Raw genomic sequence first — 14,381 nt, 5'->3', positions numbered from 1 at the left:
GTCAGGCCTCCCTCGCGTGCCAGGCGCGGCCTGTCTCGTTGAACAGATGCGATTTCTGGCCATCGAAGGCTAGCCCGACCTTGTGGCCGACGGCGACGCGGCTGTTGCCGACATCGGAGCCGACGATCTGCTGGCCATCCCCCAGCCGTGCGTAGATCAAGGTGCGTTCGCCGAGCCGCTCGAGCACATCGACCACGCCGTCGGTATTGCCCTGCCCTGCAGGAACGATGCGGACATCTTCCGAACGGATGCCGAAGCTGTGCTTGCCACCGGTCAACTGGCTGGAGGCGATCTCGGTGCGAACCGACATTCCGTCCGCAAACCTGACCGTGGCGTTCCCAGCCGATCTGTCGACCGTCGCCTCGACAAAATTCATCGCCGGTGCGCCGACGAAGCCTGCGACGAATTTGGTCGCGGGGCGTTCATAGATCTCCATGGGAGAGCCGATTTGCTCGATCCTGCGATTATTCATGACGACGATGCGGTCGGCGAGCGTCATCGCCTCGACCTGGTCGTGGGTGACGAAAATCATTGTCGATTGCAAGCGCTGGTGAAGCTGGGCAAGTTCGATGCGTGTGCGGGTCCGCAAAGCCGCATCGAGATTGGAGAGCGGCTCGTCGAACAGGAACGCCTTCGGCTCCTTTACGATCGCGCGGCCAATGGCGACGCGCTGGCGCTGGCCGCCCGAGAGCTGGCCCGGCTTGCGCTCGAGCAAGTGAGCCATTTCGAGGATGCGGGCGGCTTCGTTGATCCGCGCGTCAATGACTTCGCGCGACATGCCGATATTCTCAAGCCCGAAGGCCATGTTGTCGCGCACGCTCATATGCGGATAAAGCGCATAGGACTGAAACACCATGGCAATGCCGCGCTTACCCGGCGGCAGATGATCGATACGCTCGTTGTTGATGGCGATCTCGCCGCTATCAACAGGTTCGAGGCCTGCGATCATTCGCAGAAGCGTCGATTTCCCGCATCCGGACGGCCCAAGAAACACGATGAATTCGCGTGCCTTGATGGAGAGCGACAGATCCTCCAGCACCGCCATGGCACCGAAATGCTTGCTCACATTCCTGATTTCGATTTCGGCCGTCACGTCGACGCTCCTCCTCAGCGCATGCCTTTTCGATGGTCCGCCCGAGATCAGAGTTTCAGGCGGATCATCTGGTAGGAATAGGCCGGCAGCGATAGGCTCAGTCTGCCGCCAGCCACCGAGGCGCCCTCCCCCCTCTTGGGCCCGACATTGCCGGGGTTCCCGGCCGAATTGACGGCTTTCAAATCCGCGTGCGTTATCACCTGGTGATCAACGACGTCAGCCGCGCCGAAACCGCTGATGTCGATCACGGTTTCAATCGCCTCGCTCGAATGGCGGTTGACGGCGAAGAAGGTGACATGGCCGGTTTTGATGTCATGCACGCCGGCCACGTCGACGCAGGAAACCTCACCCGCGACGGTGGACTTGTAGGTCGGGCTGTCCAGCTTGAGATCCAGCGCATTGCCACGACCGTAGATCGAGGCATAGAGATAGGGATAGAATATCGTCTGGCGCCATGCCGGGCCATCCGGAACGGTCATGATCGGCGCGATGACGTTCACCAGCTGCGCCAGGCAGGCGATCTTGACCACATCGGACCGACGGATGAAGGTGTTGAGGATCAGGCCAACCTGCAGCACGTCCTCGAAATTGTAGATGTCTTCGAGCAATGGTGGGGCGAAGGGCCAGCCGTCATTGCCGCCAAGGATCTTCTTGTCCTGCTCTTTGGAATGATACCAGACGTTCCATTCGTCGAACGAGATGTAGACCTGCTTGCTGGAGCGCTTCTTGGCCTTGATATACTCGATCACGCCGGCGACCGAGACGATGTAGCCGTCGAGCTTCTCGTTCATCGCGAGATAATTCGGCGCGTCATTGGCTTCATTGTCGAAATACATGTGCAGCGAGATATAGTCGACCTCGTTATAGGTATGGTCGAGAACGGTCGCCTCCCATTCAGGATAGGTTGGCATCTTGGCATTCGAAGAGCCGCAGACCACCAGTTCGAGCGACTTGGAAAAAGCGCGCATGGCCTTGGCGGTCTCATGGGCCAGGCGGCCATACTCGTCGGCGGTCTTGTGGCCGATCTGCCAGGGGCCGTCCATTTCATTGCCGAGGCACCACAGCTTGACGTCGAAGGGCTCCTTGCGGCCGTTGGCGATACGCTTGTCGCTCCACTCACTTCCGCCTGGATGATTGGTGTACTCCAGAAAATTGCGGGCTTCATCGAGGCCACGCGAGCCGAGATTGACGGCAAGCATCATCTCGGTGTTGGCGGACGCGCACCAGTTGGCAAATTCATGCAGGCCGACTTCGTTGCTTTCCGACGTGTGCCAGGCGAGGTCGAGGCGCACCGGGCGTTCTTCCTTGGGACCGACACCATCCTCCCAATTGTAAGCGGACACGAAATTGCCGCCGGGATAGCGGACGATCGGAACGTTGAGTTCCCTGACGAGATCAATGACGTCTTGACGCATGCCGTTGGTATCTGCCGTCGGATGGCCGGGCTCATAGATGCCGGTGTAGATCGCCCGCCCAAGATGCTCGATAAAGGATCCGTAGAGCCTCGGATCGATTTCCGAGACGACATAGTGCGGATGCGCCGTTATGGCTGCCTTCATGCAATTCCTCCCTAAATATCACAAATGATGATTTAAATCATCTTACTCGATATCAAAGAGAAGCGGCATCCATTCGTCAAGCGAAAAACCATCAAAAGTCTGACAATTGACCGACAGCCTCGGTCGTAAATGGAATTAATATATTGAAACCGCTGCGTTATTTTTTAGACCCGATTTGATGATTATCAACCGGTTTTGATCCTGAGCAGGATGTCCTGATCGTAATTTCCAAATCCCTTGCCGAAAATATTAATGCCGCCGGGACGCTTGGCATCGTCCTTGACGCCAATACGGACCCGGATTGAATGATGGCCCTTGAGGTCGAGGGCGGCGAGGCTGGCTTCTGAAATCCTGACACCGTCGACATAGGTGCCGTCGGTGGAAATTCGCCAGTTCTTCAGCTTGCCATATTGCGAGCCCTTGAGCTTCCACCAGGAGGGCGTGAAGACGCCGCGCTTGTCGCCGAAATCGCCGGGTGACGTCCACGTTCCGACATCGACGCCATTGATCGTCAGCGTGATGTCGGAGGGCCAATCGGCGCTGGTGCCAGGCACTTCCGAGGACAGCTCGGTCACCAGTTCGAGTTCGGTAATCTCGGCATTGGCGAGCTTGGCATTGTTGGGGAACTGGTATTCGACAAAGCCGCGCGTGAACCACAACAGACCAGCCTTCATGCGGTCCGGATCGAGGAAGGTGTTGGGCACATCGAGGAGACCGATGATCCCGTCCGGCGAGCAGAGACCGCAGGGCGCGGTGACCTCGAATCCAGTGTAGAGCCCAATCGGCATCGACACTTCGATCGCGTCGTTCTTGAGCGAACGATATTCGCTCTTGAAGACCACGAGCACTTCCTCAGCGGTCGGATAGCAGATCTTTTGGCTGCCCTTCTTCGCCTTCTGGTTCTCGGTGCGGATCAGGCCAGCATCCTCGAGCACCTGTATATTGGTCGAAACCGTCGACTGCGGCAGCGACAGCAGGGCGGCGATGTCGTTGACATTCATCGGCCCTTTCTCATGCAGCAGTTTCAGCATCGAGATGCGCGCCGAAGAGGCCAGCCCCTTGAGGACAGCCATGCCTTCCTCAGGTTCGATCACCAGAAAATTGCGACTCATCGATTAGCCAGTCTATACGAAATCCATATCCGAAATTGCCCCTGTATATCTTGGAATCTGATTTAATCAATGCGCTGACCGCCTCCAAGTCACTTTTATTGATGCAACCGTGCGGCGGGTTTCTTCCTCGGCGACTTTCGTACGCCTGCCGGCGCCCGAAACTCTTCACGCCCGAAACTCTTCGCGAAAGCGGAATGACAGCGCAACAGCACCGGGATGGCGATAGCGGCATGGAACGCTGGAAGTCTCGACCTGCCCCTCGGACTCGGGGGTCCCTTACCGGACGACATGCTGCCAATTCAACGCAATTGGCGGGCCTACGCTCAGCAGCGGCCCGACCAGAGCAGCAAAAAGCTTGCCTACTTGGTATACTGGTATAATATGTAGATGGTATGGTGTCTTTCGAAAAGAGCCATCGTCACGGAATGAGCAGACGAGCCGATCAGGTCGGCCGGTGTTTTTGGGAGGAGATATCATGAAGTTTTCAATTGTGGCGGCGCTTGCCGGCGCCGCGCTAGCCAGTGTTTCGGTTTTGCCGGTGATGGCATCGCCGGACGCACCGGTGATCGCACTCGCCAACGCCTATTACGGCAACACCTGGCGGCACCAAATGGTGGAGGCTTTCGAGACCTCGGCCAAGGAAGCCAAGGCGGCCGGTCAGATCGCCGACTACATCGTCATGAACGGTGACGGCTCGGTGGCGCAACAGAACAGCCAGATCGCCGAACTGATCCTCAAGAAGGTCGACGTGCTCGCCGTCGATGCCGCCTCGGAAACCGCGGTCAACGGCATCATCGAAAAGGCCTGCAAGGCCGGTATCATCGTGGTTTCCTTCGATTCGGTTGCTTCGGCGCCCTGCAACTACCAGCTCAACTTCGACTTCAAGGGCTACAAGGTGGCCCAGGCCGAAGCCGTCTTCAAGATGATCGGCGGCAAGGGCAACGTCATCCAAGTGCGCGGCGTGAAGGGGTCGGCGCCCGACAACGACATGTTCAACGCGCAGCAGTCGGTGCTGGCGAAATATCCCGACATCAAGGTTGTAGCCACCGTCTATGGTCAGGCGACGGCCTCGGTCGCGCAGGCGGCGATCGCCAACGTCCTGCCCTCGCTGCCACATGTCGACGCCGTGCTCGGCCAAGGCGGCAGCGACGATGTCGGCATTGCTCAGGCCTTCGTCCAATATGGCGGTGATTATGCCGGCAAGATGCCGATCATCGAAGGCGGCGGCGGCACCGACTTCGTCAAATGGTGGGCCGAGGAGAATGCCAAGAACAGCTACCAGACGGTCTCGATGAACACGACGCCGGGCATTGGCGGCGCCGCATTCTGGCTCGGCCTTTCGCTGCTCAAGGGCGGCAAGGCACCGAAGCTGATGATCATGCCGGTGGCGACCGTCGATGCCAGCAATCTCAAGGAGTATGCAAAGCTGCCGGGGGGCCAGATCATCAGCCCCAGCTATTCGCTCGACTGGGTCAAGCAGAACCTGCTCAGCAAGTAAGGCTTGTCATTGCCAAGGACCGGGCGCCGCCCAGACGGCCGCGCCCGGTCCTTGCCCGTAAAGAAACGGAGGACGAATGTCCCATCTTGCCGTGGCCGGTCCGGAAGGCGCAGCCGCTACGATACCCGACATCAGGCCAAACGTCGTCTCGCTGTCGCGGATCACCAAGAGTTTCGGGCCGACGCTGGCGAACGCGCAGATCGACCTCGCCGTCTCGGCCGGTGAAATCATCGGCCTGGTCGGCGGCAACGGCGCCGGCAAGTCGACACTGATGCGCATACTATGCGGGGCGACGTCGCCGACCCTCGGCTCGATTTCGTTCGCCGGACAGGGCGTGAGCTTCGGCGCCTATGACACGGCGGAGGCGCAAAGGCGCGGCATCCGCATGGTTCACCAGGAACTGTCGCTGTGCGCCAACCTTTCCGTCGCCGAGAACTTCTTCCTGGAGACACCCGGCGACGCGGCCAACCGGCCGGGCTGGCGCGCACTCTACAGGGGCCGCGCCCGCGCAGCGCTGGACGCCGTCTTTCACGCCAACGGCATCGATGTGAACGCCGAAGTCGGCCATCTATCCATCGCCGAGCGGCAGATGGTCGAGATCGCGCGCGCCGCCGCCACGCCCGGCGTCAAGCTGATCGTGCTCGACGAGCCGACCTCCTCGCTCGACCTCGACCGCTCCAGACAGTTGCGGGCCTTTATCCGTGAGCGTGCCAAATCCGGCTTCGCCTTCATCTTCATCAGCCACAAGCTGCAGGAAATCATCGACATCGCCACGCAGGTGATGGTGCTGCGCAACGGACGCACCGCCTGGCGCGGCGATGTCGCCGACACCTCGATCGGCCAACTGGTGCAGCTCATGGGCGGCGACGCCAATTCAATCCACCAGCACAGCGCCGCCGCCGCCAGCAGCGGCGAGGCGCTGGTTAAATTGTCCGGTTCCCTGACCGCCGGACTCGGCCGCGATATCGAGATCGGCCGCGGCGAGATCATCGGACTGGCGGGGCTCGAGGGCAGCGGCCAGAAGGAGTTGCTGCACGCCATCTTCGAGCCGGATTCTACCGGGGGAACCGCGATCACCAGGAGCGGCGATGCCGGTTTCATTGCCGGCGACCGCCAGAAGGAAGGCGTGTTCCCGCTGTGGAGCGTGCTTGGAAACATCAGCATCGGCAGCCTTGCCCGCCGTCCGGCACTGGGCCTTGTTTCGGAACGCGCCTGCCGCGAGGCGGCGGGCGTCGCAGCCGGCCGGTTGCGGCTCGACGACAAACGCTTCGGCTCCAACATCCTCGAACTCAGCGGCGGCAACCAGCAGAAGGCGCTGGTTGCCCGCGCGCTCGTCGCCGACACGCCGATCCTGCTGCTCGACGATCCGACGCGCGGCGTCGACATTGCCACGAAACAAGACTTCTACAGGCTCTGCAACGAGATCGCGCACAGTGGTCGCACGCTGGTCTGGCACACGACCGAAGACGCCGAGCTTTTGGCCTGCGACCGCGTGCTGGTGTTTTCAGGCGGGCGCATCGTCAAGGAATTGAGCGGCGAAGCGATCACGGAATCGGCCGTCGTCGGCGCATCCTTTGCCCAGCAGGCGGACACCCGTGCCGGCGCGGGGCACAGCGCCGCCGGCGCCGGCCTTGCCCGCCGGCTGGTCAACGCGGCCCCCTTCATCGGCCTCGCCGCCGTGCTGGCGGTGATGATCTCGGCCAACCCGGCGGTGGCCTCGATCTTCGGGCTCGACCTGCTGTTGATGCCGGCGCTGTCCCTGGTGCTGGTGACGGCGGCGCAGATGTTCATCGTCGGCGGCAGCGAGATCGATCTCGGCGTCGGCGCCTTTGCTGGTCTGGTCAGTGTGCTCTCCGCCACGCTGCTCTACGATCAGCCATGGCTCGGTGCGCTGGCGCTGGCGGCGGCGGTCGCCGCCTATGCTGGGCTTGGCGGCCTGATCCAGGCGCGCAAGATCCCGGCCATCGTCGTCACGCTCGGCGCCTCCTTCATCTGGATGGGACTGGGCTACGCGCTGCAGCCGACACCGGGCGGCACCAGCCCCGAATGGTTGTCGGCGATGTTCAGCTGGTCGCTGGGTTTCCTGCCCACCTCCATCATTCTCATCGCCGCCGTCGCGCTGGTGGTGCTGGTGATCGACCGGCTGCCGCTCGGCGTGGTGCTGCGCGGCTTCGGCAACAATCCGACCGCCATGACCCGCTCCGGCTGGTCGCCGACGCGCTATGCGCTGGTGCGTTACCTCGTCGCCGGATTGTTCGCCGCTGCCGCCGGCCTGTCGCTGACGGCGATCAACACGGCAAGCGACATCAATTCCGGCAATTCGTTCACGCTGCTCAGTGTCGCCGCAGTAGTGATGGGCGGTTGCTCGCTGCTGGGCGGTGTCATCTCGCCGGTCGGCACCGTCGCCGGCGCGGTCACACTGGCCTTGATCGGCGCCCTGCTCGGCACGCTAAACGTGAGCAGCGACTTCAACGCGGCAACGCAAGGGCTGATCCTCATCGCCCTTTTGACGCTGCGCAGCCTGATCGCGGACCGCAGGAGCGAACAATGAACGGCCTCGCCGCCTTCAGCCTCTGGGCGCAGAAGAACCGCTGGGTCTGGTCGGCGATCGGCGTGCTTTTGCTTTGGCTGGTGCTCTCCGTAGTCACCAACCGCTTCAGCCTCTCCAGCCTGTCGGGCATCATGCTGTCGGCCTCGTTCCTGACCGTCGTCGGCATCGGCCAGATGTTCGTCGTCACCACCGGGCGCGGCAATATCGACCTTTCGGTGGCCTCGGTGATCACGCTCAGCGCCTTCGTGGCGCTGCTCACGATCAAGGGCCAGGACGCCAACCTTGCCATCGGCGTCGGCGCCGCGATCCTGCTCGGCCTTGCGATCGGCGGGTTAAATTCGCTGCTCGTCGTCGGGCTGAACATACCGGCCATCATTGCCACGCTGGCGACAGGTTATGTACTGGCAACCGCGACACTGCTATCGAACCGCACCATAGCGGGCTTCGCCGTCAGCCCGCTCTTGAAGACGCTGGCGACGGGCCGCATTGCCGGCGTGCCGATCATGGCCGCCATCGCCATCGTTGGCGTGGCCGCGACCTCCTTCGTGCTGCGCTACACGGTTTTCGGACAATTGCTGTCGGCGGTCGGCCAGAACCGCACCGCCGCGCGGCTGGCCGCGATCCGCAACAACCGGGTCATCGCTTCGGCCTTCATCATCTCGTCGGTGCTGGCTTCGCTCAATGGGCTGCTGCTCGGCGCCTATATAGGTGGCGCCTTCCTCGAAATGGGCCAGCCCTATCTCTTGCAGTCGATCGCCGCGGTGGTGCTGGGCGGCACGCTGATCTTTGGCGGCTCGGCGAGCGCCGTCGGCACGCTGTTCGCAAGTATCCTGCTGATCCTCATCGTCACCACCATGCAGATCGTCGGCCTGCCGCCAGGTGCGCAGGACATCGTGCAAGGCATCGTCGTCATCTTCGTTCTGGCGCTGGCCGGCCGGCAAGTGCTGTCGCGCCGAGCCGCCGTCGACCGCACCGACGACGACGGCACACTGAAATCCGAGCCAAATGCGGCGGCTGTCCGCCGGCAATGACAAGCGGATGATGATTTCTCTTGCCAATGTGGTAGAGTGATCATACCAGTAGATAAGCTGACGATCGGTAACGCCATCGTCCACGACCAGGGAGCAAGGGCTAGATGACGACGATTGCGCTGTTCGGTGCCGGCGGCAAAATGGGCTACCGCCTTTCGACCAATTTCCGCGGCTCGCCCTATACAATCCGCCATGTCGAGGTCAGCGAGGCCGGGCGTGAACGGCTGAAGACCGGACTGGGCTTCGACACTGTCAGCGCCGACGAGGCGCTGGAAGGCGCCGACGTGGTGATCCTGGCCGTGCCGGACACCCATATCGGTAAGGTCGCGACAAGCATCGAAAGCAAGCTTGCGCCGGGCACGATGGTCATCGTACTCGACGCAGCCGCGCCGTTCGCCGGCCATTTGCCCGATCGTCCCGACCTGACCTACTTCGTCACCCATCCCTGCCATCCGCCGATCTTCAACGACGAGACCGACATGGCGGCGAAGAAGGACTATTTCGGCGGTGTGAAGGCCAAGCAGCACATGGTCAGCGCCCTGATGCAGGGACCGGAAGCCGACTATGCCAAGGGCGAGGCCATCGCCAAGATCATCTGGGCGCCGGTGATGCGCTCGCACCGCGTTTCCGTCAAACAGATGGCGCTGCTCGAGCCAGGTCTTTCGGAAACCGTCTGCGCTTCGCTGCTGGTCGTCATGAAGGAGGCGGTCGACGAGGTCGTGGCGCGTGGCGTCGACCGGCAAGCGGCGCTCGATTTCCTGCTTGGCCACATGAACGTGCTCGGCGCCGTCATCTTCGGCGAAACCAAGGGCGTGTTCTCTGACGCCTGCAACAAGGCGATCGAATTCGGCAAGCCGGTGCTGATGCGCGACGACTGGAAGCGGGTCTTCGAGCCGGAAGAGATCGCAGCCAGCATTCAGCGGATCACCTGAGTCGACTTGGGTACAGATTACCTGAATTTGTGGTTGACTCATCATACCAGTTGACTAAGCTAATCTTCGCTCGGATCAACCACGCTTCGCCGGGAGTTCGAAGCTGAGACGGGTGGAGGATGGCGGGAACAGGAACTTGCTTGAGAGGCCGGCTGACGGCTTGGGCCAGGCGTTCCGCAACCTTCACAGCCTGATGGATTCAGACGCAGACAGTGGCCTCGATCGATCGAGACACAGGCTTTTCAAACGGGAGGACTTCATGAAACTGACTCGCAGAATAACGCTTGCGGCGTTCGCCGGCGTGCTGGCACTCGGCACGGCGATGCCCGCCTACGCGGCGGACCTCATCGCCATCATCACGCCATCGCATGACAATCCGTTCTTCAAGGCGGAAGCGGTCGGCGCCGAGGCCAAGGCCAAGGAACTCGGCTACGAGGCGCTGGTGCTGGTGCATGACGACGATGCCAACAAGCAGTCCGAACTGATCGACACCGCGATCGGCCGCGGCGCCAAGGCGATCATCCTCGACAATGCCGGCGCCGACGCCACCGTCGCCGCCGTGCAGAAGGCCAAGGACGCGGGCATTCCCTCGTTCCTGATCGACCGCGAGATCAACGCCACCGGCATCGCCGTGGCGCAGATCGTCTCCAACAACTACCAGGGCGCCCAGCTCGGCGCGCAGGAGTTCGTCAAGCTGATGGGTGAAAAGGGCAACTTCGTCGAGCTGGTCGGCAAGGAATCCGACACCAATGCCGGCATCCGCTCCAAGGGCTATCATGACGTCATCGATGACTATCCGGACCTGAAGATGGTCGCGCAGCAGTCGGCCAACTGGAGCCAGACCGAGGCCTATTCCAAGATGGAATCGATCCTGCAGGCCAATCCCGACATCAAGGGCGTCATCTCCGGCAACGACACGATGGCGATGGGCGCCTATGCCGCGCTCGCCGCCGCGAACCGCAAGGATGTCATCGTCGTCGGCTTCGACGGCTCGAACGACGTGCGCGATTCCATCACCTCCGGCGGCATCAAGGCGACAGTGCTGCAGCCTGCCTTTGCCCAGGCGCAGATGGCGGTCGAACAGGCCAACGACTTCATCAAGAACAAGAAGTCGCCCGAGAAGGAAAAACAGCTGATGGACTGCGTGCTCGTCAATGGCGAAAATGCCGCCAAGCTGGAAACCTTCGCGCTGAAGAACTGAGCCGGCTCAACGCAACGGCGAGGGGCGGACCCGTGTTCGCCCCTCGCCCAGTTTTGTTTTGACGCAATTTCGGACGGAAAACCGTTTCACACTTTTTCTGGAATTGCTCCAGTTTCACGTTCCGGGTGATTTTTTGACCGCCATGCCGAACAGATTGACCTGGCTGACCCGTTTCACCGGGATGATGCTTGCGGCGCTCGTGGGCCTTGGCCTCAGCGCCTGCAAGATCCTGCCGACGCCCGTGGCGCAAGGCGAAAACAATGCGCCTGCCTTCAAACCGGACAAGATGGTCGAGGACATCTGGGCCTCGAAGGTCATACCCTATCTCAAGCAGAAGGCCGGGCCGTTTGCCGAGGTCCATGCGTTGGCGAAGACCGATCCGGCGGCGGCCGGCGCCAAATACGGCAACCCCAGGAAGCAGGCGAATTCGCCATGGACCTTCGCGGTGCGTGTCGAGGGCAAGATCATCGCCGCCAACACGCAGTCGCGCGCGGCAACGATGGACATTGACGTGGATGGCGACGGCAAGGCCGATGCGCGCGTCCAGATCGGGCCAGCGATGCGCGGCACGGCACTGCGCGACAGCCTCGATTTCGTCCAGTTCAACGACTTCACCAACCAGATCGACTTCGCCCAGTTCGGCAAGGCTTTCAACGCCTATGCGGACAAGGCCGTGCTGTCCAAACTGCCGCGCGAGGCACTTGAAGGCCGCGCCGCCAAGGTGATCGGCGCTTATACGATCGAAGGTGGCCAGGACCTGCCGCTGGTGACTCCGGCGGAGGCCGAGATCGGGCCGAAGCCATGAGCCCCGGTCGCGAGGTCATCCTCAAGCTGGAGGACGTCTCGAAGGTCTATGCCGGCACGGTGGCGGTCAAGCAGGCGAACTTCGAGGTGCGCAAGGGTGCCGTCAACGTGCTGGTCGGTGAAAACGGCGCCGGCAAGTCGACGCTGATGAAGATCATCGCCGGCGTCGAGCAGCCGACCGCCGGCCGCATCCTGCTCGAAGGCGAAGAGGTTTCCTTCTCCTCATCGGGAGATGCGGTGGCGCGCGGCATCGGCATGGTGTTCCAGGAGCTGAACCTGTTCGGCAACATGACCGTCGCCGAGAACATCTTCGCCACACGCGAAATCACCAACCGGCTGGGCAAGATCGACCGCAAGGAGCAGGAAAAACGGGCGGGCGAATTCCTCGACCGGCTCGAAGCCGGCATCCGGCCAGACATGCTGGTCGAGGACCTGCGCATCGGCCAGCAACAGCTGGTCGAGATCGCCAAGGCGGTTTCGCTCGACGCCAAGATCCTGATCATGGACGAGCCGACCTCGGCGCTGAGCGCGGCGGAAGTCGAAATCCTGTTCAAGGTGATCGCCGACCTCAAGGCGCGCGGCGTCGCCATCGTCTACATCTCCCACCGGCTGGAAGAACTGATCCGCATCGGCGACACCGTCACCGTGCTGCGCGACGGCCGCATCACCGGCCAGGAGGAAATGGGACGAGTCGACACGCAGTGGATCGTGCGGCAGATGATCGGCTCGGATGCCAAGGATTTCGCCAAGGCCGACGGACATCAGCCCGGCGAGGAAATCTTCCGCGCCGAGGAGATCTGCCTGCCGCGCGTTACCGGCGGACTGGCGGTCGATCATGTCTCGCTGTCGCTGCGCGCCGGCGAAATCCTCGGCATATACGGGCTGATGGGCGCTGGGCGCAGCGAGCTGTTCGACTGCATCATGGGCCGTCATGGCCATGCCAGCGGCAAGATCTTCATCGCCGGCAAGCATGTGAAGGAGCGCGACACGACGCGCCGCATCCAGCGCGGGCTGGCATTGATCCCCGAGGACCGCCAGCGCGAAGGGCTGGTGTCGATCCTCTCGGTCGCCAGCAACCTGACGCTGGCAAGCTTGTCGCGCTTCGTCAGCCTGTTCCATATCCGCGGCGGCGCCGAGCGGCAGGCCGTCGTCCAGATGGTTCGGGAACTGGCGATCAAGGTCGCCGATCCGGTGCAGGAAGTCTCGTCACTGTCGGGCGGCAACCAGCAGAAGGTGGTGATCGGCAAGGCACTGCTCACCGAACCGAAAGTGCTTTTGATGGACGAACCCAGCCGCGGTATCGATGTCGGCGCCAAGGCCGACGTCTTCCGCACCATGCGCAAGCTTTCGCGCGACGGACTCGGCATCCTGTTCGCCACCTCCGATCTCGACGAGGTGATGGCGCTGTCCGACCGCATCGCGGTGATGAGCAATGGCAGACTGACCGGCATGTTCGACCGCGCCGAGGCGACGGAAGCGGCGATCGTCGCTGCGTCGGCGCTGGGCCACGGACCGGCACATGGAGAGCAACGCTGATGACTGACATTCCGGCCAAGGCGGCCGCTCCTTCCGCCTCCAGCGGTTCCGCGCTGCTGACGCTGATGAAGCTCAGGACCTTCATCGCGCTGATCGCGGTGCTGGTATTCTTCTCGATCGCCGCGCCGAACTTCCTCTCGGCCGCCAATTTGATCCTGATGGCCAAGCACGTGGCGCTCAACGCCTTCCTCGCCATGGGCATGACCTTCGTCATCATCACCGGCGGCATTGACCTTTCGGTCGGTTCGATCGTCGGCCTGTGCGGCATGGTGGCCGGCTATCTCGTGCTCAACGGTATCGACCTGCAGATCGGCTACACCGTCTATTTCAACGTCTTCGAGATCATCGTGATCACGCTTCTGGTCGGCATAGCGATCGGCGCCGTCAACGGGCTGCTGATCACCAGGCTCAACGTCGCGCCCTTCATCGCCACGCTCGGCGTGCTCTATGTCGCGCGCGGTTTCGCGCTGCTGTCCTCCGACGGCCGCACCTTTCCCAACCTCGTCGGCAAACCGGAACTCGGCACCACCGGCTTCGGCTTCCTCGGCGCCGGCCGGCTGCTCGGCTTGCCGGTGTCGATTTGGATCCTGATCGTGGTGGCGCTGGGGGCTGCCTACCTCGCGCGCTACACCCCGCTCGGTCGCCACATCTTCGCCGTCGGCGGTAATGAGCGCGCGGCGCGGATCTCGGGCGTGCGCGTCAACATGGTCAAGATGTTCGTCTACATGTTCTCCGGCTTCTGCGCCGCGATCGTCGGCCTGATCATCTCCTCGGAACTGATGGCCTCGCACCCGGCGACGGGCGAGAGCTTCGAATTGAACGCCATTGCCGCGGCGGTGCTCGGCGGCACTTCGATGTCGGGCGGACGCGGCACGATCGGCGGCACAATCGTCGGCGCCTTTGTCATCGGCATCCTGTCGGACGGGCTGGTGATGATGGGCGTGAGTTCCTTCTGGCAGATGGTGATCAAGGGCCTGGTCATCATCGTCGCCGTCGTCGTCGACCAGGCGCAGCGCCGGCTGCAGCAGCGCGTCACGCTGATGCAGATGGCAAAGGTGGGTTGA

The 14,381-nt window shown here is 62.3% G+C and carries 11 protein-coding genes; 8 read left to right on the top strand and 3 right to left on the bottom strand.

Annotated elements, in window-relative coordinates:
* Nucleotide 1 precedes the first annotated feature (1 nt).
* The 3 genes from O7A60_RS28280 to O7A60_RS28270 all read right to left on the bottom strand — a co-directional run bounded on the left by O7A60_RS28280 (nucleotide 2) and on the right by O7A60_RS28270 (nucleotide 3,764).
* Nucleotides 2–1,093, bottom strand: coding sequence for an ABC transporter ATP-binding protein (locus tag O7A60_RS28280; protein ID WP_337109006.1), 1,092 nt, complete (start codon nucleotides 1,091–1,093; stop codon nucleotides 2–4).
* 47 nt (nucleotides 1,094–1,140) lie between these two features.
* Nucleotides 1,141–2,652: an arabinosylfuranosidase ArfA gene (arfA, locus tag O7A60_RS28275; protein WP_337109005.1), complete on the bottom strand. Its 1,512-nt coding sequence runs from the start codon at nucleotides 2,650–2,652 to the stop codon at nucleotides 1,141–1,143.
* A gap of 185 nt (nucleotides 2,653–2,837) precedes the next feature.
* Complete coding sequence (locus tag O7A60_RS28270; RefSeq protein WP_337109004.1) at nucleotides 2,838–3,764, bottom strand: ArsR/SmtB family transcription factor; 927 nt, start codon at nucleotides 3,762–3,764, stop codon at nucleotides 2,838–2,840.
* A gap of 475 nt (nucleotides 3,765–4,239) precedes the next feature.
* Here O7A60_RS28270 and O7A60_RS28265 point away from each other — a divergent pair, with 475 nt between their 5' ends.
* From O7A60_RS28265 to O7A60_RS28230, 8 genes are all read left to right on the top strand, one after another.
* Complete coding sequence (locus O7A60_RS28265; RefSeq protein ID WP_337109003.1) at nucleotides 4,240–5,262, top strand: ABC transporter substrate-binding protein; 1,023 nt, start codon at nucleotides 4,240–4,242, stop codon at nucleotides 5,260–5,262.
* 76 nt (nucleotides 5,263–5,338) lie between these two features.
* Nucleotides 5,339–7,813: an ATP-binding cassette domain-containing protein gene (locus tag O7A60_RS28260; RefSeq protein ID WP_337109002.1), complete on the top strand. Its 2,475-nt coding sequence runs from the start codon at nucleotides 5,339–5,341 to the stop codon at nucleotides 7,811–7,813.
* Entirely contained in the window at nucleotides 7,810–8,844 is a 1,035-nt protein-coding gene (locus tag O7A60_RS28255; protein ID WP_337109001.1) for an ABC transporter permease, read from the top strand. The genes O7A60_RS28260 and O7A60_RS28255 overlap by 4 nt, the downstream gene beginning before the upstream one ends.
* A gap of 104 nt (nucleotides 8,845–8,948) precedes the next feature.
* Entirely contained in the window at nucleotides 8,949–9,776 is an 828-nt protein-coding gene (locus O7A60_RS28250; RefSeq protein WP_140510409.1) for a phosphogluconate dehydrogenase C-terminal domain-containing protein, read from the top strand.
* A 259-nt stretch (nucleotides 9,777–10,035) separates the two neighbouring features.
* The gene (locus O7A60_RS28245) at nucleotides 10,036–10,977 is read left to right on the top strand and encodes a D-ribose ABC transporter substrate-binding protein (protein WP_337109000.1); all 942 of its coding nucleotides are present in this window, start codon (nucleotides 10,036–10,038) and stop codon (nucleotides 10,975–10,977) included.
* A 142-nt stretch (nucleotides 10,978–11,119) separates the two neighbouring features.
* Entirely contained in the window at nucleotides 11,120–11,782 is a 663-nt protein-coding gene (locus O7A60_RS28240; protein WP_140752335.1) for a DUF2291 family protein, read from the top strand.
* Nucleotides 11,779–13,317, top strand: coding sequence for a sugar ABC transporter ATP-binding protein (locus O7A60_RS28235; protein ID WP_337108999.1), 1,539 nt, complete (start codon nucleotides 11,779–11,781; stop codon nucleotides 13,315–13,317). Before O7A60_RS28240 ends, O7A60_RS28235 begins: the two co-directional genes overlap by 4 nt.
* The gene (locus tag O7A60_RS28230; protein WP_337108998.1) at nucleotides 13,317–14,381 is read left to right on the top strand and encodes an ABC transporter permease; all 1,065 of its coding nucleotides are present in this window, start codon (nucleotides 13,317–13,319) and stop codon (nucleotides 14,379–14,381) included. Before O7A60_RS28235 ends, O7A60_RS28230 begins: the two co-directional genes overlap by 1 nt.

It is taken from the genome of Mesorhizobium salmacidum (SeqCode) (genome assembly GCF_037179605.1).
Lineage (GTDB): Bacteria > Pseudomonadota > Alphaproteobacteria > Rhizobiales > Rhizobiaceae > Mesorhizobium > Mesorhizobium salmacidum.
Note: the sequence above shows the minus strand (reverse complement) of the source record. Positions and strands in the feature narration are given on the sequence as shown.

Bases quoted from the DNA above. Each gene is read 5' to 3' on its own strand.
- arfA (WP_337109005.1), bottom strand. From the start codon at position 2,652: ATGAAGGCAGCCATAACGGCGCATCCGCACTATGTCGTCTCGGAAATC.
- O7A60_RS28270 (WP_337109004.1), bottom strand. From the start codon at position 3,764: ATGAGTCGCAATTTTCTGGTGATCGAACCTGAGGAAGGCATGGCTGTC.
- O7A60_RS28265 (WP_337109003.1), top strand. From the start codon at position 4,240: ATGAAGTTTTCAATTGTGGCGGCGCTTGCCGGCGCCGCGCTAGCCAGT.
- O7A60_RS28260 (WP_337109002.1), top strand. From the start codon at position 5,339: ATGTCCCATCTTGCCGTGGCCGGTCCGGAAGGCGCAGCCGCTACGATA.
- O7A60_RS28255 (WP_337109001.1), top strand. From the start codon at position 7,810: ATGAACGGCCTCGCCGCCTTCAGCCTCTGGGCGCAGAAGAACCGCTGG.
- O7A60_RS28250 (WP_140510409.1), top strand. From the start codon at position 8,949: ATGACGACGATTGCGCTGTTCGGTGCCGGCGGCAAAATGGGCTACCGC.
- O7A60_RS28245 (WP_337109000.1), top strand. From the start codon at position 10,036: ATGAAACTGACTCGCAGAATAACGCTTGCGGCGTTCGCCGGCGTGCTG.
- O7A60_RS28240 (WP_140752335.1), top strand. From the start codon at position 11,120: ATGCCGAACAGATTGACCTGGCTGACCCGTTTCACCGGGATGATGCTT.
- O7A60_RS28235 (WP_337108999.1), top strand. From the start codon at position 11,779: ATGAGCCCCGGTCGCGAGGTCATCCTCAAGCTGGAGGACGTCTCGAAG.
- O7A60_RS28230 (WP_337108998.1), top strand. From the start codon at position 13,317: ATGACTGACATTCCGGCCAAGGCGGCCGCTCCTTCCGCCTCCAGCGGT.